We start from the raw sequence: 21,105 nt of genomic DNA on the forward strand, positions 1-21,105 counted from the left end.
GTGTTGATTTTAGATGTGTCAAAGCCTGCTATACCATTAAAAGTATTACTTTTGTCGTCATGGAATTTTCATCAAAACTTATTGAAAAAGCGGTTAACGAGATGTCGCAATTACCAGGAATTGGTAAGCGTACAGCATTGCGTTTAGTTCTTCATTTGCTAAAACAGCCAAAAGAACAAACTGGATTTTTATCGCAGGCATTATTAAATATGCGTGAGGATATTAAATTTTGTGAAAATTGCCATAATATTTCAGATACTAAGGTTTGTGAAATTTGTGCAAATACTGCCAGAAATCATCAAACGATTTGTGTTGTAGAAGATATTCGCGATGTCATGGCAATTGAAAATACTGGGCAATACAGAGGAATTTATCACGTTTTAGGAGGTAAAATTTCTCCGATAGAAGGAGTTGGACCAAGTCAGTTAAATATTTCTACTTTAGTTGAGAAAGTAAAATCAGGAAAAGTGATTGAAATTATCTTCGCCCTGAGTTCTACTATGGAAGGTGATACCACAAATTTTTATATTTATAAACAAATCGCCGATTCAGAAATTATAATTTCTACTATAGCGAGAGGAATCTCCGTTGGAGATGAATTAGAATATGCAGATGAAATTACACTTGGGAGAAGTATTTTGCATCGTGTTCCGTTCGAAAAAACTTTCAAAAACAATTAAATGCTATCAAATTATATATAGATTTCCTGAAAACTAAAGGAAAAACTATATTTGCGTTAAAATTTTCAAAATGACAAAAAACAGCCTTTATATATTACTGCTGATTAGTACATTATTTACGTCTTGTATTCCACTCAATGATCTTGTGTATCTGCAGGATAAAAATACTTCATCAGAGCAAAATAATATTACATCAGTAGAATCTAAGCCCTATAGATTGCAAGTAAATGATGTTATAAGTATTGATATAAAGGCTATCGATTCTAAATTAGTTTCTATTTTTAATAAAACAGAAAATTCTTCTGTTGGTAAATCAGAATCGGCCTTATATTTTGATGGATTTACGGTTAATGATCACGGAAATATAAGAATGCCAATTTTAGGAGAGATTAATGTAATAGGTTATACATTAGAAGAAGTTCGTATTAAAATAGAAAAAAAATTACTGGAAGAGTATTTTAAAAGTGATGCCAATATTTTTCTTACCGTAAAATTAGCGGGCTTTAGATATACGATAAACGGAGAGGTTGGAAGTACGGGAACAAAAACATTATTTAAAGAGAATGTAAATATTATGGAGGCTATTGCGAATGCCGGCGATATTACTACAGTAGGTAATAGAAAAGCAGTAACTGTGATTCGTCAAACCCCAACAGGCGTTCAAATGAATGAAATAGATCTTACAGATGCCAATGTTATGAAATCCCCCTATTATTATCTACAGCCAAATGATTATATATATGTTAAGCCCTTAAAGCAAAAAACATGGGGAACTGGTCAAACAGGTATACAGTCTATAGGTACTGTTATTACCTTGTTGTCATTGGCTACAACAGTTTATTTGATAATCAGAAATTAAAAAATAATTTATTAAGATGTTAGACGTAAAAGATTTTTCCATTTTTGAGAATCATTCAAATTTTGATTTTAAAGAGTTTTTATTGAAAATCTTAAGCTATTGGAAATGGTTTCTGGCAAGTTTGATTATAGCTTTTACAATTGCATATCAGGTAAATATTCGAAAAGAAAAAATTTATGGAATGCAGACAATGATTTCTATAAAGGAAGAAAGCAATCCTTTTTTTACATCAAATACAAGTTTGGTTTTTAATTGGGGTGGAATTTCTGATCAGGTTAATGGAATTTCCACTATATTACAATCCAGATCCCATAATGAATTGGTTGTTGATAAATTACAGTATTATATTGATTATCTTGAACAAGGAAAATACAATTTAATTGATTCCTACGGAGCAGTTCCTTTTTATGTTGATATAGATAAAACAAAAGGGCAGCTCGCAAATACTTTAATTAGTATTAAGTTTTTAAGTGAAAGTGAATATCAAATTCAAATACCATTTGAAAGTAATTCAGTTTCGCTAATTACTTACTCTATTAATGCTTATAGTAATACTTCTGTACAACCTGTAACATTTATTAAAAAATATAAAGTGGGCGAGCGAGTTTCTCTGCCTTTTTTAAATTGGAAACTACAAATTAATGATAATCCCGGATTTTACAAAGGGAAAGAATATTTTGTAAAATTTAATGATTTTAACGGAACTGTTTCTCGTTATAAAGGAATAAGTGTTGATAGTGATAAAAATGGCGGATCACTTTTAACTTTAGGAATGCAGGGAACCAATAAAGCCAGAATGGTTGAGTATTTAAATGCAACAGTAAAAATGTTGATAAAGATTCAATTAGATGGTAAAAATCAGTTTGCAACCAATACAATAAGATTCATAGACAGTACACTTGTTGCTATGGAAGTACAGTTAAAACAAACTGGAAATGAATTGAAAACTTTCAGAAAAGGTAAAAATATTTATGAAATTGAAGGAGGCGGTGCTAAGTTTTCAGATAAAATAATGAACTTTGATATTGAAAAAGATCAGGTAACACGAAAAATTGCATATTATAATTCTCTAAGATCTTATTTGAATAATAGTGTTGATTATTCAAGATTGCCGGCCCCTTCTGTTGCAGGTATAGAAGATCCCAATATTGTTGCAAATGTTTCAAAACTTATTGCTCTTTCAGCGCAAAGATCAGAAATGGCATATGCCGTAAAAAGTGATAAGATTTTTAAAGACTTCGATAATCAAATGCAGGCTATAAAAAGTGTATTGTTAGAAAATATAACTTCAGCCAAAGCTTCTTTATTGTATGACTTATCTTTGGTAAATGCAAAGATTGGTCAAGCCGAAAGTACTGTTAAAAAATTGCCTGAAGAACAGCAAGAATTACTAAAAATTCAAAGGAAATATGATTTAAATGATAACATTTATACAGAGTTTCTTCAAAAACGAAATGAAGCAGAAATTGTAAAAGCTTCAAATCTGTCGGATATTCATTTTATTGATCCTGCAAAAGACATTGGAGGAGGATTAATAGGGCCAAAAACTTCTGCAAATTATATTTTGGCATTGTTTTTAGGAATATTAATTCCTCTAATGTTTGTAATTGTAATTTTCTTTATCAATAATTCAATTCAAAATACAGAAGATATTAGTAAATTGACCGAAATACCAATAATTGGAGTAATAGGTGTTAATAAAGATGCAATAAGTTTAGCTGTGTTTGATAAGCCAAAGTCGGCGCTTTCAGAAGCTTTTAGAGGCATTCGTTCTTCATTACAGTTTTTATATAAAAGACAACAGCTTCATGGTTCAAAAACTTTAATGATCACTTCATCTATAAGTGGCGAAGGAAAGACGTTTTGTTCCATTAATATAGCCACAGTTTTTGCTTTAAGTGAAAAGAAAACAGTTATCGTTGGTTTGGATTTAAGAAAACCAAGATTAGCAGATGAATTTTCTTTAACAAATAAACAATTAGGGGTCGTCAATTATTTAATTAAGCAAAACACTTTGGATGAAATTACAAATTCAACACAAATTGCCAATCTTGATGTAATACTTTCGGGGCCAATTCCTCCAAATCCATCTGAATTAATTCTAAGCGATGCAATGAAAGAATTGATAGATGAATTAAAACAAAAATACGATTATATAATTCTTGATACACCGCCGGTTGGTTTAGTTTCTGATGCCTCAGAACTTGTTCAATATGCCGATGTTACTTTATATATTGTAAGGCAGAATTATACTAAAAAAGATATGATAACGCTGTTGAACAATAAAATTAAAAGAGGAGAATTAAACAATACAAGTATCGTTTTTAATGGCTTTGAGAATAAAGCAAAGTATGGAGCTACTTATGGATATGGGTATGGTTATGGAGCTTATTCAAATGGATATCATGAAGAAGAGAAACAAAGAGGGCTTTGGGGCTTGATTTCTGGTAAATTTAGAAAAAGATAATTTTGAATAAATGAGAACTTCAAATCAAAATACAATACTGATTACTGGCGGAGCAGGTTTTATAGGTTCGAATCTGTCAGAATATTTTTTAGGATTAGGTCATAAGGTAATTTGTTTAGATAATTTTTCTACAGGCCATCGTCATAATTTGAAAGATATTATAAAGAATCCAAACTATAAATTGATTGAAGGCGATATAAGAAATATTGAAGATTGTATTTTAGCAGTTGAAGGTGTTGACTATGTTTTGCATCAGGCTGCGTTAGGGTCTGTGCCAAGATCTATAAATGATCCGATAACAACTAATGAGGTAAATGTTTCAGGTTTTTTAAACATGTTAGTTGCTTCTAGAGACGCAAAAGTGAAACGTTTCGTATATGCAGCTAGTTCATCTACTTATGGGGATTCTGAAGGATTGCCAAAAGTAGAAGATGTAATCGGGAAACCATTATCTCCTTACGCAATAACTAAATATGTAAACGAGTTATATGCTGAAATTTTCAGCAAAACTTATGGTTTAGAAACAATCGGATTACGTTATTTTAATGTTTTTGGAAGAAAGCAAGACCCAGATGGAGCTTATGCGGCAGTGATTCCAAAATTTGTTAAACAATTAATGAATCATGAAAGCCCAATTATTAATGGCGATGGTAATTATTCACGCGATTTTACATATATAGACAACGTAATCCAAATGAATGAGCTGGCAATAACAACTCAAAATCAATCTGCTTTTAATACAGTTTATAATACGGCTTTTGGAGATCGAAACACATTAAATGATTTGGTGCAATATTTAAAAACGTATTTGTCAGAGTTTGATCCAAAAATTGCAGATGTTGGTATAGTTTATGGCTCGAATAGAGCAGGAGATATTCCACACTCATTAGCAAGTATTGATAAAGCAAAAAAACTGTTAGGATATAATCCAAAATATTCTTTGCAAGAAGGATTAAAAGAAGCAGTAAGCTGGTATTGGAATAATTTGAAATAAATATAGATAATAATTATAGTAAATGGAAATTACAAAAATTTGCTGCATAGGAGCTGGTTATGTTGGAGGTCCTACAATGGCAGTGATTGCACAAAAATGTCCACATATTCAAGTTACAGTTGTAGATTTGAATGAACAAAGAATTAAGGATTGGAATGATCCAAATACTGATAATATCCCTATTTATGAGCCTGGGCTTGCAAAAATTGTTGCAGAAGCAAGAGGAAGAAATTTGTTTTTTTCAACAGAAGTAGAAAAAGCAATTGACGAAGCACAGATAATTTTTATCTCGGTTAATACCCCAACGAAAACTTATGGTAAAGGAAAAGGTATGGCGGCTGATTTAAAATATATTGAGTTATGCGCCAGACAAATTGCAAAAGTTGCAAAGCAAAATAAAATTGTAGTCGAAAAATCGACTTTACCCGTTCGAACCGCAGAAGCTATAAAAAGCATATTGGATAATACTGGTAATGGGGTACAATTTCAAATTTTATCGAATCCCGAATTTTTAGCTGAAGGAACCGCAGTTACAGACCTATTAAATCCAGACCGAATTTTAATTGGAGGAGATACAACTCCAGAAGGAGAGACTGCGATTAATGCTTTGGTAAATGTTTATGCAAATTGGGTTAATAGAGATAAGATTCTAACAACAAATGTTTGGTCATCAGAATTATCTAAATTAACGGCTAATGCATTTTTAGCACAGCGTATTTCATCTATCAATGCAATGTCTGAACTGTGTGAAAAAACCGGAGCTGATGTAAATGAAGTTGCAAGAGCAATTGGAATGGATAGTAGAATTGGACCTAAATTTTTAAAAGCTTCAGTTGGTTTTGGAGGGTCTTGTTTTCAAAAAGATATCTTAAATCTGGTTTATATTGCTAAAACTTACGGTTTAAATGAAGTTGCAGACTATTGGGAACAGGTTATTATTATGAATGATCATCAAAAAAGAAGATTTTCAAATAAGATAGTTCAGACTTTATATAACACTGTTGCCGACAAAAAAATTACTTTTTTAGGCTGGGCCTTCAAAAAAGACACAAACGATACTCGCGAATCTGCGGCAATTTATGTAGCAGATGATTTAATAAATGAACAAGCAAAGATTTCTGTTTATGATCCTAAAGTATCAAAAAATAAAATGTTAAGTGATTTAGATTATTTAGAAACCAGAACTGCTGACCAAAATATTAAGTCATTAACAGTATTTAATGACGCTTATGATGCGTGTAAAGGTTCACATGCTATTGCCGTATTAACTGAATGGGATGAATTTACAACTTATGATTGGCAAAAAATTTATCAATCAATGCACAAGCCTGCATTTGTTTTTGATGGAAGAAATATACTGGATGCAAAAAAGTTAGAATCAATTGGATTTGTTTATAAAGGAATAGGTTCTTAATGGTTATTCTATTGAGATAAGATTTAATATGAAGCGAGAAGAAAGCGGTTGGTTTAAGGTTTATTTTCAATAAAAATAGAAATTATGAATTGGTATGTGATTTATACAAAACCGAAATGGGAGAAAAAAGTAGCTGAACGATTTGCTGAAATAGGAATAGAGTGCTATTGTCCATTGATAATTAAAATAAAGCAATGGTCAGATAGAAAAAAAAAGGTTGAAATGCCGCTTTTTAACTCTTATGTTTTTGTAAAATTGCCAGATAATGAGAGAAATTCTGTATTTGAGATAGCAGGCGTTGTGAGATATTTATTTTGGTTAGGAAAGCCGGCAGTTGTTCGTGATGAAGAAATAAATATAATAAAGAACAGTCTTAAATCTCCTAATATTGCCGATGCTTCTGTCCTGCCGTTTCATGTTGGTGACAAAATAAAGTTAGAATCGGGTGCTTTTAATAATCAAAATGCGATTGTTCAAGAAGTTTCAAACACACATTATATTTTGATTCTTGAATCTTTAGGATGTGTATTGAAAATTAAATATAAGTAAAATTAAATCAGCTTATTTAGTCTAGAGTCGCCTCTCTTAAATATATACAGAGAATAAAATCTCATTTTAGGGGTTTTATTCTCTGTTTTTTATTTGTAAATATTTTACTACACGCTGATTATTGAAGTGTTAGTGTTTGAAATATTTGTAATTCTTTGTTTTGCTAAAGTATTACAAAAAACTATAGTGTATAAATTGACTTTTATGTTATATTTGCCGAAAATAATTTTGTGCAGTCTGGTCTCATTTTTTGTGACTCAGAAGGGCGAAGCCGTGAATTTTAATGACTGAAAACTTATAAAAAAGGAATGAAATTGGAAAAAAACATAAAAATAGCTGTTATAGGGTTAGGTTATGTTGGCTTACCTTTGGCCAGATTATTCGCGACAAAATATGCCGTTGTAGGTTTTGATATAAATAAATCGAGAATTGAAAGTTTAAATTCTGGTATAGATACTACGCTGGAGATAGATTCTAACACCTTGCAAAAGGTATTAGTTGATAATTCTGATAATAAAATAGGATTATATTGTACAGATTCTCTTGATGAAATTGTAAACTGTAATTATTTTATAATTACAGTACCTACACCGGTGGATAAAAATAATCGTCCAGATCTTACACCACTATATAAATCAAGCGAATCGGTTGGAAAAGTATTAAAAAATGGTGACATTGTAATTTACGAATCAACAGTTTATCCAGGTGTTACAGAAGAACAATGTGTTCCGGTTTTAGAAAAAATTTCAGGACTTAAATTTAATGAAGACTTTTTTGTAGGTTATTCTCCTGAAAGAATAAACCCAGGGGATAAGGAACATACTGTAGAGAAGATTTTAAAGGTAACTTCTGGTTCAACCCCAGAAATAGGACTAAAAGTAGATTCATTATATAAATCAGTGATTGTTGCCGGAACACATTTAGCGCCATCAATCAAAGTAGCCGAAGCCGCAAAAGTAATAGAGAATTCTCAAAGAGATATCAATATCGCATTTGTTAATGAGCTGGCAAAAATATTTAATTTAATGAATATTGATACTCAGGAAGTTTTAAAGGCAGCTGGGACAAAATGGAATTTTTTACCATTTAAACCAGGTCTTGTAGGAGGTCATTGCATTGGAGTAGATCCTTATTATTTAGCCCAAAGAGCACAGGAATTTGGATATCATCCTGAAATAATTTTAGCCGGACGACGTTTAAATGACAGCATGGGCGAATACGTTGCTTCACAAATTGTAAAACTAATGATAAAAAAAGGTATCACAGTTAACGGAGCAGAACTTTTAATGTTAGGAATCACTTTTAAAGAAAACTGTCCAGATGTTAGAAACACCAAAATAGTAGATGTAATTAAAGGTTTAACAGAATATGGAATTGTCGTTACTATATTTGATCCTTTAGCTGGGATTGAAGAGGTTAAAAAAGAATATAAATTAGAGACCAAAAAAACTTTACCAACAGAAAAATTTGATGCTATTGTTTTAGGAGTGTCACATAATGAATTTTTAAATTTAAATTTTGCTGAATTGCAAAAAGAGAACAGTTTGCTTTACGATGTAAAAGGAGTTTTAGGTTCGACGGCAGATAATAGGTTATAGAACTTTAAAATTTCTTATTTTTAGAAAGGAAAATGGAAAAAAAAAACTCGATTATACATGTTATTTTAACTGGAGGAGTAGGGAGTAGATTATGGCCTCTATCTCGTAAAAGTCAACCAAAACAATATTTGGAAATTTTCGAAAATAAATCATTATTTGAAATGACTGTTGAACGTAATAGTCATTTAGCAGATAAAATAATGGTTGTTGGAAATGTAGATAATCATCATTTAAGTGGAAAAGTTATGGATAAAACCAAAACTGATTACGTAAATATTGTTGAAGCTACACCAAGAAATACTGCAGCAGCGATTGCATTTGCAGCGTTTGCATCGAATCCTGACGATATATTGATTGTAACTCCATCGGATCATATTATTGATAAAATGGATGATTATAATAATGCAATCCAACAAGCAGTTACTAAAGCTCAAGAAGGTTTTATCGTAACCTTTGGAATTATACCAACTAAGCCTGAAACAGGTTATGGATATATTGAATCAAAAGGCGATAAAGTATTATCTTTCCGAGAAAAACCAAATGAAACAACAGCAAAAGACTTTATTGCGCGAGGTAATTTTTTATGGAATAGTGGTATGTTTTGTTTCAAAGCAGGGGTACTATTAGATGAATTGAAACAGTTTCAGCCAGATGTTTATGAAAAGTCTAAAGCTGTTTGGGAAGCTCATAAGGAGGGGTTTCTTGATTTAAATTTATCATTAGAGATTCCATCGATTAGTATAGATTACGCTGTTATGGAACGAAGTAAAAAAATCAAGGTTGTACCTGCTTCTTTTGTTTGGTCAGATTTAGGCTCGTTTGAGTCAGTTTACGAATATTTAGTAACCAAAGGACATCCGATTGATTCTAATGGAAATATGGTTATAGGCTGCGAAAAGCATACTGTATTTTTAGGATTAAAAAATACAATTTTTGTACATACTGATACAGCTAATTTAATTTTGCAAAAAGAAAATTCGCAAGACGTAAAAGATGTATATAATGATTTAGAAAAACAAAATTCAGATTTATTAAATTAATTGAAATTTAAAATGAAAAAAATTCTTATAACTGGCGGTGCTGGTTTCATTGGTTCTCATGTAGTAAGACGTTTTGTAAATAAATATCCAGATTATCAGATTTTTAATTTAGATGCCCTGACTTATGCTGGTAATTTGGAAAACATTAAAGATATTGAAAATAAATCAAATTATACTTTTGTAAAAGGAGATATTGTAGAAGAAAATTTTATAAATGAACTTTTCTCAACACATAATTTTGATGGGGTATTACACTTAGCAGCAGAATCACATGTTGATCGTTCTATTGAAGACCCTTTGGCTTTTGTAAAAACAAATGTAATTGGTACAATGAATTTGTTGAATGCGGCAAAAAATCAATGGAAAGGGAATTATGAAGGAAAAAGATTTTACCATATAAGTACAGATGAGGTTTATGGTTCTCTTGGAGCTGATGGTCTTTTTACTGAGACTACGGCTTATGACCCAAATTCTCCTTATTCAGCTTCGAAAGCAAGCTCAGATCATTTTGTCAGAGCTTATGGTGAAACTTATAATTTGCCTTATGTTTTAACAAATTGCTCCAATAATTATGGTTCTTACCATTTTCCTGAAAAATTAATTCCCCTTTTTATAAATAATATTATTAATAATAAACCATTACCAGTATACGGAGATGGAAATTATACACGTGATTGGCTTTTTGTGGAAGATCATGCTATCGCAATAGATTTAGTTTTTCATGAAGGAAAAAACCACGAGACTTATAATATCGGAGGTTTTAATGAATGGAAAAACATTGATTTGGTTAAATTATTATGCCAAATTATGGATCAAAAACTCGGCAGAAACGAAGGAACTTCACAAAAGCTAATTACATATGTAAAAGATAGACCTGGGCATGATTTGCGTTATGCAATTGATGCTTCAAAAATTAACAGAGAATTAGGTTGGAAACCTTCTGTTACTTTTGAGGAAGGATTAGAAAAAACAATTAATTGGTATCTTAACAATGAAAACTGGTTGCAGAATGTAACTTCTGGTTCATATAAAGATTATTATCAAAAACAATATTCTTAAATCAAATATATTCTAAGGTGCCAAGTTGCTTAAATTACAATTATATGAAAAAGATATTATATGTTCTTACTCTGTTTCTAATTTTATTAATGCCTGTTTGTATAAATGCACAAGACATACTTAGATCTAAAGACTTAAGTACAATTAATGTAGATGGTTTATCTCAAGATGATCTGATCAAAATTAGTGAGCAACTGAGAAGTAATGGCATGACTATAGACCAGGTCGAGTCCATGGCAGTTTCAAAAGGAATGAGCTTGGAAGATTTTAATAAGTTGAAAGTTAGGTTAAATACGTTGGAAAATACTGGTGGTGGTAAGACTAAGGAAAATAATAATAAAACTGAATTTGGAAGGGGTCAGGAAAAAATAACGAATATCAAAATTAAAGATTCTGTAAATTCTTTAATTTTCGGTTCAGAACTTTTTGATAATCCAAACTTAAATTTTGAACCAGACTTAAAGTTGGCAACCCCAATGAACTATATTTTAGGACCAGGTGATGAATTGCAAGTAAGTGTTTATGGAATTCAAGAGTATAGTACTAGTGCTCCAGTAAGTGTCGAAGGAAAAATCTCAATTCAAAATGTGGGACAAATAGCGGTTTCAGGGATGTTAATTGAAGCAGCAAGTCAAAAAATTAAATCAGCAATTGCAAGGGTTTATAGCACAGTTCAGTCTGGACAATCACAAGTTAGTGTAAGTTTAAGCAGAATACGTACAATTAAAATAACAATAGTTGGAGGAAAACAACCAGGAAACTATTCTATATCATCTTTAGCCACAGTATATAATGCATTACATTTAGCAGGAGGTCCTGGTAAAAATGGAAGTTATAGAAATATTGAATTAATTAGAAATAATAAAGTTTATAAGAATATAGATATTTATCGATTTCTGGTTAAAGGAGATCAGTCTGATAATGTAAGTTTAAAAGAAAATGATGTTATTAGAATTCCAGCTTACAGTCAGCGAGTAACAATTGAGGGGCAAGTTAAGCGTCCAGGGATTTTTGAAATGAAAAAAGGAGAAACGTTTTCTGATTTATTAAATTTTGCTTCAGGTTTTAACGAATTTGCGTATACAGCTTCTGTAAATGTAGTTCAGAAAACAGCAAAGGAGTTTAAGGTTCATGATATAAATGAAAGTAATTTTAATATATATATACCACAGTCAGGGGATGTTTTTAGAGTAACAAAAATTTTAAATAGGTTTGAAAATCGTATTAAAATAGAAGGAGCCGTTTTTAGACCTGATTATTATTCCTTTACAGATGGAATGAGAATTTCGGATCTTATTACTAGAGCAGAAGGACTCAAAGAAGATGCTTATAGTAAAAGAGCCCGAATAATTCGTTTAAAATCAGATTTAACAACAGAAATCGTAAATATTGATTTAAGTGCTGCATTATCAGGAGATTTAAATGCAGATATTGAATTAAAAAGAGAAGATATTGTTACAGTTTACTCCATTTTAGATTTTAGAGAAGAATATAAAGTCACCATTGATGGTGAGGTTAAAAAACCTGGGGTATATGAATATGTGGAGAATATAACCTTAAATGATTTAATTGTCCAAGTGGGTGGACTAACAGGATCTGCATCTAAACGAGTAGAAGTTGCAAGAATGGTTAAATCAGATGTTATTAACGATAGTGATCCAAAGCGTATTGAATTACTGCAACTTGAAATTTCATCAGATAATAATGAACAAGCTAAAAACTTCATTTTAAAACCTTTCGATGTTGTCAATATTCGACGAATTGCTGTATATGAAAAACCACAAATGGTTACTATTTCTGGTGCGGTAGCATATCCTGGAAAATATGTATTGGCTAACAAAAAAGAAAGAGTATATGATATAGTGATGAGAGCCGGAGGATTGACTTCTATTTCTAATATTGAAGGGATGAAAATAAAAAGGCCTATTAAACAAGAAGAAATTGAAAAATTAGAAAGTATAGATTTAAATTTATCTAAGAACGATTCTTTAAAAGACAAATTAGCGGAAATAAAATTCTCTACTATTCCAATTAACTGGGAAAAAATTGAAAAGAATAAAAATCATTATTCTAATGTCACCTTATTTCCGGGCGATGAAATTGAAGTAGCTGTTTATAACGAAGGGGTAAAAGTTACAGGGAATGTTTTATTGACATCTGAAATTCCATATAGAAGTGGAAAAGGATTTAAATATTACATAAATGCAGTTGGGGGTATAAACAATAAAGGATGGAAGAGAAAAGCTTATATTATATATCCTAATGGCAAAGCTGATGTAACGAAATCATTTTTATTCTTTAGATCATATCCAACTGTTGAGCCTGATTCGCAAATAGTTGTTCCGGAAAAGCCTGAGACGAAAAAAATGAGTACAGGAGAATGGGTAAGTATAGGAAGTGTCATTACCAGTTTAGCATTACTAATTGTTACAGCTTTTAAATAGATTATAAGAATGGATAAAACAGATATTGAAAATGATGAAATATCGTTAAAAGAATTAATAATAAAAATAAAAGAATGGTTTTCTTATTTGGTTTTGCAATGGAAAATTATTTTATTAGCAGGGATAGTAGGTTCAACTTTAGGACTTACATATTCCTTTATTAAAAAACCAGTTTATACCGCAACTTTATCTTTTGCATTAGAAGATGATCAGGGAGGGGGAGGTCTCAGTGGGGCATTAGGATTAGCTGGCTCTTTAGGATTGGATTTAGGCGGAAGCCCAGGAGGAATTTTTAACGGATCTAATCTGACTGAATTGTTTAAGTCGAGATCAATGGTTGAACAAACGCTTTTAACACCAATAAAGGTAAATGGTAAAGAAATTTCTTTGGCTGAAATGTATATTCAGAATAATGAATGGCGTAAGAGTTGGAATGAAGATACTAAGTTAAAAGATATTCATTTTTTGCCAAACAGCCAGCGTAAAGGATTTACAAGGGTTCATGATAGTATTTTAGGTTCAATTTATCAAAATTTATCTAAAGGAGGACTTGAAGTTGAACAAAAAGATAAGAAAATTTCTATTATAACAATAGATGTATCTTCAAAAAATGAACTATTTGCTAAAAATTTTTGTGAAGCTTTGGCTCAGCAGGTAGGTAAATTTTATGTTGATACAAAAAGTAAAAAGGCTCGAATGAATATGGATATACTCGAGCGCCAAACAGATTCTATTAGAGGGGAACTTAATGGAGCTATTACCGGAGTTGCTGTTGCAACTGATAATACTTTTAATTTAAATCCTGCCTTAAATGTTCGTAGGACACCATCAGCACGCAGGCAAGTGGATGTACAGGCCAATACTGCAATATTGACTGAGCTTGTAAAACAAACTGAAATGGCAAAAGTAACTTTGAGAAGAGAGACTCCGCTCATTCAAGTAGTAGATCGACCAATTTTGCCATTAGCTAAAGAGAAGTTCGGTAAAATAAAAGGGATAATTTTTGGAGGATTTCTGGTTGGTTTTTTAACGATTTTATTTTTAATTTTTAAAAGAATTTTAAAGACACTCTAAATGTTTTTATAATTAAGTTTCTCTAAAATGGTAAAAGAAAATGATATTACAATTGGTATTGTAATACAAGCTAGAACTGGTTCAAGCAGGCTTCCGAATAAAATTTTGATGAATTTTTACGAAGATAAATCGATATTGGATATTTTAATAGAAAATTTAAAATCTAAGTTTTCTAATTATCCAATTATTCTTGCCAGCTCAACTAATACTAATGATAATATTTTGTCTGAATTTGCTGTAAAACATAATGTTGATTTTTATCAAGGCAGTGAAGAAAATGTATTAAGCAGATTTGTTGAGGTAGGATCAAATAAGAAACTAACGCATTTACTGCGAATTTGTTCAGATAATCCATTTTTAAATATGGATTCAATTTCTGATTTAATAAAAGAACTTGATGATCCAAAAATTGATTATATAAGTTATAGTAATCACTTAGGTATTCCTGTTATAAAAACGCATATCGGATTATTTGCAGAAATTGTATCATTAAGGGCTTTATTAAAAGCTTCAGATCTTCAAAATGAATCAATTTATCAAGAGCATGTAACAAATTTTATATATGCAAATCCACAAATTTTTAATGTTAAATTGCTAAACAGCCCATCCGAAGTTTACTCGAGAGAGGATATAAGATTAACATTAGATGATAAAGAAGATTTTGATAATTTAGCTTCTCTTTATAAGAGTACTGATGGTAATCAAGATAGTATTAGTTTCTTAATTGATTTTATAGATTCTAATGAAAAGTACAAAGTTAAAATGATTAATAACATACAAAAATATTCAAAATGACATATATTATTGGAGAAATCGGTCAAAATCATAACGGATCAGTTGACATTGCAAAATTAATTATTGATGTAGTATCACGACCAGTTGTAGACAAGCTTTTTGGTAAAAAACTTAAAGGAATGGACGCCGTTAAACTTACAAAACGGGATTTAACGCAGGAACTCTCTGCTTCTCAAATGGCTAAACCATATGATACACCACATTCTTTTGGTAAAACTTATGGAGAACATAGAGAATTTCTAGAATTAAATGATGAAGAGCATTTTGAAATTTATAAGTATGCAAAAAGTTATGGTTTAGATTTCGTTGAAACACTTTGCGCTGTTGGCTGTTTGAGTTTGTTAAAATTATTTACACCAGATAAGTTAAAAGTTGCATCAAGAGATTTGACAAATTTACCTTTATTAAATGCAATGGCAGAAACTAAGATTCCGATAATTTTATCTACAGGAATGGGGGGAGCTAAAGAAATTGATAATGCATTAGAGGTTATCACTAAGCATCATAGTGATATTGGTATTCTGCATTGTGTGTCAGAATATCCAACGAGATACGAAAATGTAAATTTGAATACAATTAAATATCTTCAGAACAATTACTCAGATTTTGTAATTGGATATTCAGATCATACAATTGGTATTGCAACACCAATAGCAGCAGTAGCAATGGGATCTAAAATCATTGAAAAACATATTACATTAGATCGATTAATGAAAGGTACTGATCAGGCAGGATCTTTAGCAGTTGAAGGAATCGAAAGAATGGTAAGAGATATTAGAAATCTTGAACTTTCTATGGGAACAGAAGATATATTTATCGCTGACTCTGTTCAATCGGCAAGAGTAAAATTAGAAAGATCTATTGCAACTCTAAAAGATTTAAAAAAGGGACATATTATTTCTGAATCTGATTTACATTTATTAAGTCCGGGTGATGGTTTAAAATGGGATGAAAGAAATCAGCTTATTGGTCAGGTATTAAGTCAAGATGTGTTGGCTAATGAGATAATTTATACTGATTTTATAAAATAATATTATGATTCTCCCAAAACTTATTCTTACTGATATTGACGGTGTCTGGACTGATGGCGGTATGTATTATGATAATACAGGAAATGAATTTAAAAGATACAATACTTCAGATAGCGCAGGAGTTCTTTTTTGTAAATTACTCGAAATACCAGTTGGAATTATTACGGGAGAAAAAAATAATATTGTTCAAAATAGAGCGAAGAAATTAGGTATTGACATCTTATTTATGGGGGTTAAAAATAAACTTCAATTAGTTGAGGAGTTATGCCTAAAATACAATATATCTATTTCAGAAGTTGCTTATATAGGAGATGATATAAATGATATTTTAGTTTTGAAAAAAGTTGGTATTAGTGGCTGTCCAGCAAATGCACCAAGCTACGTTAAAAAACATTGTAGTATGATTTTGGATAAAGAAGGAGGTAGTGGTGTATTTAGGGAGTTTGTTGAAAAGATGTTGGGAGAAGAATATCTGGAAAAAGCACTGAAATTTTATTTTGAATCTTTAGAAGAATTTAAGCAGTAATAGTGCATTAATATACAAACACCTATAAGTTTATGGTAAGAAAAATACTTTTTATTTTAATAGTGATTTTTACAATTTCATGTTCTCCACAAGAAAACGAATCAAATAATAAAGGAATTGCAATAAATTCGCTAGTTCCTTATGATGATAATACTTCTTATAATTTTACCGATTTAACTTATTTTAAAAACAGATGGTTTTTAATATTTAGGGAATCTGATAGCCATGCGTATGGAAAAAATGGAATAATTAATTTATATTCTCGATTAGATAACGAAAATTGGAAATTAATTAAGACTTATCAGGTTGATGGAATTGATTTGCGAGATCCAAAATTTGCAATAAATGGTGATCAGCTTATGTTATATATACATGGATCTAAGTACAATAATGATGAGCTACTAAGTTTCTCGGATTATAGGTCTGTTAATTTTGAAGGGACAAATTTTGGAGATTTAGAAAGTGTTACTCTAGATAATATAAAGAAAGTCAATTCAAAAGTTACAGGAAATGAAGCTTGGCCTTGGAGAATCACATGGTACAAAGATAAAGCATATGCATTTGGCTATACTTTTACAGCTGGAAGTTCAGTATTTGATATGTATGAAAGTACTAATGGCACAGCATTTAAAGGAACGAATTTAATAGAAAATACATTTCCTTTTAGAGGCGAGGCTACAATTCGTGTAGATGATAAAGGACAATTTTATGCTATTATTAGAAGCAGGGATTTAATTTTAGGAAAAATCGTTGAGGATGGAACTAAGAAAAGCTTTAAGATTTTTAGCAAAATACCTGTTCTATCTTTAGGCGGGCCTAATTTTATCTTTTATAAAAATAAGATGCTTATTTCAGGCCGAGATTCAGAAGTTATGAAAGTTGTTCTTTATAGTTACGATTTAGATTCTGATACATATCAAAGATTGTATGAGTTTCCTAGTGGTGGTGATTGTGGTTATGCTGGAATGGTTATCAAAGACAATGAATTATGGATGAGTTATTATTCTTCACACGAAAGATATAAGTCTAAACATTCTAATGTATATGTTCAGAGTATTAAATTAAGTTCTCTTGGTTTATAATTGAAGGTTTTAACATGATAAATATTTTATAAATATATTTTAGAGTATAAATAATGCTGAAAGAAGAGCCAGAAAATGGGTTCAACCAAAATGTTTTTTTTGATTTTGAAGAAAAACATGATTTGTTTAATAAACATTCAGGTAATTTTTTTTATTGGGATTTAATCCGTTTTGAACTATTTTATCATTTATTGTGGAGTCGTAATTCAAATGTAAAAAGCGAGAAATCAACTGTGTCCAAAAGACAAATTTTAAACGAACTTAAATCTTTTTTAAATTTCTTTTTATTTAAAAAAGCTGACTTTTTGTTTTTTACTGCTTCACGAAATAAGATCAGTAACGATAAGATTTTTGATCAGAATTTAGCCGATACTTTAGATGTAATTCAAGGAAGCTATTATGTTTTTGAAAGTTTTGAACGAGATAAAACAAAATGGTATTATAAGAATACTTTGTTTAATCCGATTGCAATTTTCAGAAGAATAATAAAAGTTTTCTATAAGCACAAACAAGATTATTCTGAATTGATTTCTTTAATTAATAATGAGTTCCCTAGTTCAACTTTTAAAAATGAAGATATCAAAAGGATAATTTTAGATTTTAAAATAGATTATTTTTATTACTCTTTACTTTTTAAAATTAAAAAACCAAAAGCTGTTTTTATTACTCAAAATGGTATTCAAAAAGGGCTTTTTACTGCAGGGAAAAGATATAATATTCCTGTTGTTGAAGTTCAGCACGGAATTATAGATGATGCTCATTTAGCATATAATTACAGTAAAAAGATTGATTATAAAGAGAATCAAATCTATTTGCCGACTTATTTTTTTTCATTTTCTGAGTTTTGGACTAAAGGCTTAAATTTTCCTGTGAAAGAAATTATTTCAATGGGGAACTCTTATTTTTATAATACTCAAGTGAATAATGAAAAAGAAGAAAAAGATAAAAATGGACTACTTGTAGCTAGTTCAGATGTCTTTGGTGAAAATTTAAAAGATGTAATTATCGATTTTGCAGGAAGTAATAAAACTACTCCAGTATATTTTAAATTACACCCTAATCAATTCTTTGAAAAAGAATATTACATAGATCAATTTTCAAATTTTGAGAACGTAAAAGTTTATACAAATGAAAATAGTATTTATGAATTGTTAGCAATTTCAAAGGCAATATTGGTTATACAATCTACAGCTTTATATGAAGCTTATCATTTAAAAAAGAAAGCATTCATATATAAAAAACAAACATATAAAAGACATCAGCACGTTTTTAATCTGCCTAATATATACCTTATAAATAATGCTTACGAGATTACAGAAACATACGACAATAAGTTTATCCTTGATGATGTGGGTCAAAATTTATTTTTTAAAAATTTTGATTTTTTTAAATTCAATCAATTTATAAACAATTTAAATCTGTAAATCTTACTTTCGTATTTTTAATACGCCCTTTTAATGTCTCAAAAACTTGTAAAAAGTACTATATATTATTCGATAGGAGAAATTGTTCCCAGAATTATATCATTTCTTTTATTACCTATTTTAACAAAATATCTTACTGCTGATGAGTATGGAATTGTTAGCTATACTAATTCGGTAATGACATTTGTATTTGTGATAGCAACTTTATCACTAAACACTTTTGTTTTACGTCATTATTATAGCATAAAAGATGAAAATTCCAGAAAAGAATTAATTGGAAGTGTATTTCTGTTTATTTTTGGATTCAATTGTATTCTGATTCTTCTTCAAATGGTTTTTTTTCCATTGCTGATCGATTTTTTTAATGTCAACATTCCTTTTAAACCGTATTTTCAATTAGCAATTTTAAATAATTTTTTTGATGTAATTTCTATTATCCCTTTAGTATTATATAGAGTAAGAGAAAATGCAAAAGGATTTTTAATATTAAGTCTTTCAAGAACTTTACTTCAATTCTTGATGGTCTATATTTTTGTAGTTATTTATAAAGAAGGACTATTGGGAAGTTATAATGCACGATTAATTGTAAATGTTCCTTTTATGTTTGTCTATTTTTATATGATATATAAAAATAGTATTTTCAGGATAAATTTTAAATTAATAAAAGAGGCATTACATTTTACTCTGCCTATTTTGCCTGGAAGTTTAGCATTTTTATTTGTGTCTTTGAGTGACAGGGTAATTTTGGAAAGATATATTTCTTTAGATCAATTGGGTATATTTTCCGTAGCAATTACTTTAGCAACCGTTTTAAATATTGTGATCCAGGCTTTATATAAAACATTTGAACCCATTTTGTTTAAAGAATATTTCAATGAAAATTTTCAGGAAACCAATCTTAAATTATATAAAGTATATTTATTAGCAATTTTTGTAGGAGCTTTTGGCGCATCTATTTTCAGCAAAGAATTTTTTATAATAGCAACGTCTGGTCCATTTAGAGAAGGTTATAAACTGGTTCCTTTGTTTATTGTTTCTGTAGTTATTGCAGGAATAAATACCTATTTAAATATTTTAATGATTGCAAATAAAAAGCAAAAGTTGGTTTCGTTAGTTTCTATTATCTCTGCTGTGATTTCAGTTGTTCTTAATTTAATTTTTATCCCGTATTATGGTTGCTATGGGGCAATAATTGCTTCTGCAGCGTCATTTTTATTCTCGAATATTATATTTCAATATCATACAGTTATTACAAAAAAATATATTTTGACTCAGATTGCATTAATGTTATTGGTCGTTCTGATACCAACAATATATGATGCTGTATTTAAATTTGAACTAATCTCAAATATTGCAATCAAGGCAGTTATTTCACTGGTATTTATTTTTCTTAGTTTTAAGATTTTAAACATTGATCTTAGTTTTATTAAAAGCAAATTTTCAACTAAAAAAATAAAAGAGATATAATTTATGAACAGAATCTACATTGCAATTCGATGGCGCTTTTTATTCATTTTTAATCAAATATTATTCAAAAAATTTGGTAAAAAATCTGTAATATTAAATTCTTTAAAAATTGAAGGACACAAAAATATTGAGATAGGTGAAAATGTTTTTATAGGTTATAAATCATGGATCTCTTCAATTTCTATTACATCAGACAATAGTAAACTGGTAATAGGTAATGGCAGTAAAATTGGGAACTTTAATCATATATACGCAACAAGATGTATTTCAATAGGAGAGAATGTTTTAACAGCTGATAAAGTTTACATCTCTGATAATTTACATAATTATGAAGATATTACGACTCCTATTGTTAAACAATCTTTAAAACAAGTAGCGAATGTTTTTATTGGAGATGGATCGTGGTTAGGTGAAAATGTCTGTATAATAGGAGCTAGTATAGGTAAAAACTGCGTAGTTGGTGCTAATTCAGTTGTAACTAGAAATATTCCGGATTATTGTATTGTAGTTGGTGCACCGGCTACAATAATTAAACGTTATTGTTTTGATTCGGCTTCTTGGAAAAAAACAGATGAAAAAGGAAATTTTCTAGCATAAGTATA

18 protein-coding genes are annotated in these 21,105 nt (G+C 29.9%); all 18 read left to right on the forward strand.

What is annotated here, in order from left to right; all coding sequences use genetic code 11:
- The first annotated feature begins 59 nt into the window (after positions 1-59).
- The 18 genes from recR (at position 60) to LUU93_RS09750 (ending at position 21,100) form a co-directional block, all read left to right on the forward strand.
- Complete coding sequence (recR, locus tag LUU93_RS09665) at positions 60-680, forward strand: recombination mediator RecR (protein ID WP_232680713.1); 621 nt, start codon at positions 60-62, stop codon at positions 678-680.
- A 70-nt stretch (positions 681-750) separates the two neighbouring features.
- Complete coding sequence (locus LUU93_RS09670) at positions 751-1,539, forward strand: polysaccharide biosynthesis/export family protein (RefSeq protein WP_232680715.1); 789 nt, start codon at positions 751-753, stop codon at positions 1,537-1,539.
- Between the two features lie 16 nt (positions 1,540-1,555).
- Complete coding sequence (locus LUU93_RS09675) at positions 1,556-4,006, forward strand: polysaccharide biosynthesis tyrosine autokinase (protein ID WP_232680717.1); 2,451 nt, start codon at positions 1,556-1,558, stop codon at positions 4,004-4,006.
- Between the two features lie 10 nt (positions 4,007-4,016).
- On the forward strand, positions 4,017-5,000 hold the full coding sequence (locus tag LUU93_RS09680) for an SDR family oxidoreductase (protein ID WP_232680721.1): 984 nt from the start codon (positions 4,017-4,019) through the stop codon (positions 4,998-5,000).
- A 22-nt stretch (positions 5,001-5,022) separates the two neighbouring features.
- Positions 5,023-6,414: a UDP-glucose 6-dehydrogenase gene (locus LUU93_RS09685; RefSeq protein ID WP_232680724.1), complete on the forward strand. Its 1,392-nt coding sequence runs from the start codon at positions 5,023-5,025 to the stop codon at positions 6,412-6,414.
- Positions 6,415-6,498: 84 nt separating this feature from the next.
- Positions 6,499-6,963, forward strand: coding sequence for a UpxY family transcription antiterminator (locus tag LUU93_RS09690; RefSeq protein WP_232680727.1), 465 nt, complete (start codon positions 6,499-6,501; stop codon positions 6,961-6,963).
- Between the two features lie 308 nt (positions 6,964-7,271).
- The gene (locus LUU93_RS09695) at positions 7,272-8,561 is read left to right on the forward strand and encodes a nucleotide sugar dehydrogenase (RefSeq protein WP_232680730.1); all 1,290 of its coding nucleotides are present in this window, start codon (positions 7,272-7,274) and stop codon (positions 8,559-8,561) included.
- Between the two features lie 32 nt (positions 8,562-8,593).
- Positions 8,594-9,601 carry a mannose-1-phosphate guanylyltransferase gene (locus tag LUU93_RS09700; protein WP_232680732.1) on the forward strand — a complete coding sequence of 336 codons (1,008 nt, stop codon included), beginning with the start codon at positions 8,594-8,596 and terminating at the stop codon, positions 9,599-9,601.
- A gap of 12 nt (positions 9,602-9,613) precedes the next feature.
- Complete coding sequence (rfbB, locus tag LUU93_RS09705; RefSeq protein ID WP_232680734.1) at positions 9,614-10,660, forward strand: dTDP-glucose 4,6-dehydratase; 1,047 nt, start codon at positions 9,614-9,616, stop codon at positions 10,658-10,660.
- A 44-nt stretch (positions 10,661-10,704) separates the two neighbouring features.
- Positions 10,705-13,104 (forward strand): SLBB domain-containing protein, encoded by a 2,400-nt coding sequence (locus LUU93_RS09710; RefSeq protein ID WP_232680736.1) that lies wholly within the window; start codon positions 10,705-10,707, stop codon positions 13,102-13,104.
- Between the two features lie 9 nt (positions 13,105-13,113).
- Positions 13,114-14,178 (forward strand): Wzz/FepE/Etk N-terminal domain-containing protein, encoded by a 1,065-nt coding sequence (locus tag LUU93_RS09715; RefSeq protein WP_232680738.1) that lies wholly within the window; start codon positions 13,114-13,116, stop codon positions 14,176-14,178.
- A 27-nt stretch (positions 14,179-14,205) separates the two neighbouring features.
- The gene (locus tag LUU93_RS09720) at positions 14,206-14,973 is read left to right on the forward strand and encodes a cytidylyltransferase domain-containing protein (protein ID WP_232680740.1); all 768 of its coding nucleotides are present in this window, start codon (positions 14,206-14,208) and stop codon (positions 14,971-14,973) included.
- The gene (locus LUU93_RS09725; protein WP_232680742.1) at positions 14,970-16,004 is read left to right on the forward strand and encodes an N-acetylneuraminate synthase family protein; all 1,035 of its coding nucleotides are present in this window, start codon (positions 14,970-14,972) and stop codon (positions 16,002-16,004) included. The genes LUU93_RS09720 and LUU93_RS09725 overlap by 4 nt, the downstream gene beginning before the upstream one ends.
- 4 nt (positions 16,005-16,008) lie before the next feature.
- On the forward strand, positions 16,009-16,530 hold the full coding sequence (locus LUU93_RS09730) for a 3-deoxy-D-glycero-D-galacto-nonulopyranosonate 9-phosphatase (RefSeq protein WP_232680744.1): 522 nt from the start codon (positions 16,009-16,011) through the stop codon (positions 16,528-16,530).
- A 32-nt stretch (positions 16,531-16,562) separates the two neighbouring features.
- Entirely contained in the window at positions 16,563-17,612 is a 1,050-nt protein-coding gene (locus LUU93_RS09735) for a hypothetical protein (RefSeq protein WP_232680747.1), read from the forward strand.
- Between the two features lie 305 nt (positions 17,613-17,917).
- Positions 17,918-19,036: a hypothetical protein gene (locus LUU93_RS09740; protein ID WP_232680748.1), complete on the forward strand. Its 1,119-nt coding sequence runs from the start codon at positions 17,918-17,920 to the stop codon at positions 19,034-19,036.
- 33 nt (positions 19,037-19,069) lie between these two features.
- Positions 19,070-20,503 (forward strand): lipopolysaccharide biosynthesis protein, encoded by a 1,434-nt coding sequence (locus LUU93_RS09745; RefSeq protein WP_232680750.1) that lies wholly within the window; start codon positions 19,070-19,072, stop codon positions 20,501-20,503.
- A gap of 3 nt (positions 20,504-20,506) precedes the next feature.
- Complete coding sequence (locus tag LUU93_RS09750; RefSeq protein ID WP_232680752.1) at positions 20,507-21,100, forward strand: acyltransferase; 594 nt, start codon at positions 20,507-20,509, stop codon at positions 21,098-21,100.
- The last annotated feature ends 5 nt before the right edge of the window (positions 21,101-21,105 follow it).

The sequence above is a fragment of the Flavobacterium soyae genome (assembly GCF_021245985.1).
In the GTDB taxonomy this organism is placed as follows: Bacteria; Bacteroidota; Bacteroidia; order Flavobacteriales; family Flavobacteriaceae; genus Flavobacterium; species Flavobacterium soyae.

What these genes read in the sequence shown, in the direction of transcription:
- recR (WP_232680713.1), top strand. Translation starts at nt 60, where the DNA reads ATGGAATTTTCATCAAAACTTATTGAAAAAGCGGTTAACGAGATGTCG.
- LUU93_RS09730 (WP_232680744.1), top strand. Translation starts at nt 16,009, where the DNA reads ATGATTCTCCCAAAACTTATTCTTACTGATATTGACGGTGTCTGGACT.
- LUU93_RS09680 (WP_232680721.1), top strand. Translation starts at nt 4,017, where the DNA reads ATGAGAACTTCAAATCAAAATACAATACTGATTACTGGCGGAGCAGGT.
- LUU93_RS09725 (WP_232680742.1), top strand. Translation starts at nt 14,970, where the DNA reads ATGACATATATTATTGGAGAAATCGGTCAAAATCATAACGGATCAGTT.
- LUU93_RS09685 (WP_232680724.1), top strand. Translation starts at nt 5,023, where the DNA reads ATGGAAATTACAAAAATTTGCTGCATAGGAGCTGGTTATGTTGGAGGT.
- LUU93_RS09700 (WP_232680732.1), top strand. Translation starts at nt 8,594, where the DNA reads ATGGAAAAAAAAAACTCGATTATACATGTTATTTTAACTGGAGGAGTA.
- LUU93_RS09735 (WP_232680747.1), top strand. Translation starts at nt 16,563, where the DNA reads ATGGTAAGAAAAATACTTTTTATTTTAATAGTGATTTTTACAATTTCA.
- LUU93_RS09745 (WP_232680750.1), top strand. Translation starts at nt 19,070, where the DNA reads ATGTCTCAAAAACTTGTAAAAAGTACTATATATTATTCGATAGGAGAA.
- LUU93_RS09670 (WP_232680715.1), top strand. Translation starts at nt 751, where the DNA reads ATGACAAAAAACAGCCTTTATATATTACTGCTGATTAGTACATTATTT.
- LUU93_RS09695 (WP_232680730.1), top strand. Translation starts at nt 7,272, where the DNA reads ATGAAATTGGAAAAAAACATAAAAATAGCTGTTATAGGGTTAGGTTAT.
- LUU93_RS09675 (WP_232680717.1), top strand. Translation starts at nt 1,556, where the DNA reads ATGTTAGACGTAAAAGATTTTTCCATTTTTGAGAATCATTCAAATTTT.
- LUU93_RS09750 (WP_232680752.1), top strand. Translation starts at nt 20,507, where the DNA reads ATGAACAGAATCTACATTGCAATTCGATGGCGCTTTTTATTCATTTTT.
- LUU93_RS09710 (WP_232680736.1), top strand. Translation starts at nt 10,705, where the DNA reads ATGAAAAAGATATTATATGTTCTTACTCTGTTTCTAATTTTATTAATG.
- rfbB (WP_232680734.1), top strand. Translation starts at nt 9,614, where the DNA reads ATGAAAAAAATTCTTATAACTGGCGGTGCTGGTTTCATTGGTTCTCAT.
- LUU93_RS09690 (WP_232680727.1), top strand. Translation starts at nt 6,499, where the DNA reads ATGAATTGGTATGTGATTTATACAAAACCGAAATGGGAGAAAAAAGTA.
- LUU93_RS09715 (WP_232680738.1), top strand. Translation starts at nt 13,114, where the DNA reads ATGGATAAAACAGATATTGAAAATGATGAAATATCGTTAAAAGAATTA.
- LUU93_RS09720 (WP_232680740.1), top strand. Translation starts at nt 14,206, where the DNA reads ATGGTAAAAGAAAATGATATTACAATTGGTATTGTAATACAAGCTAGA.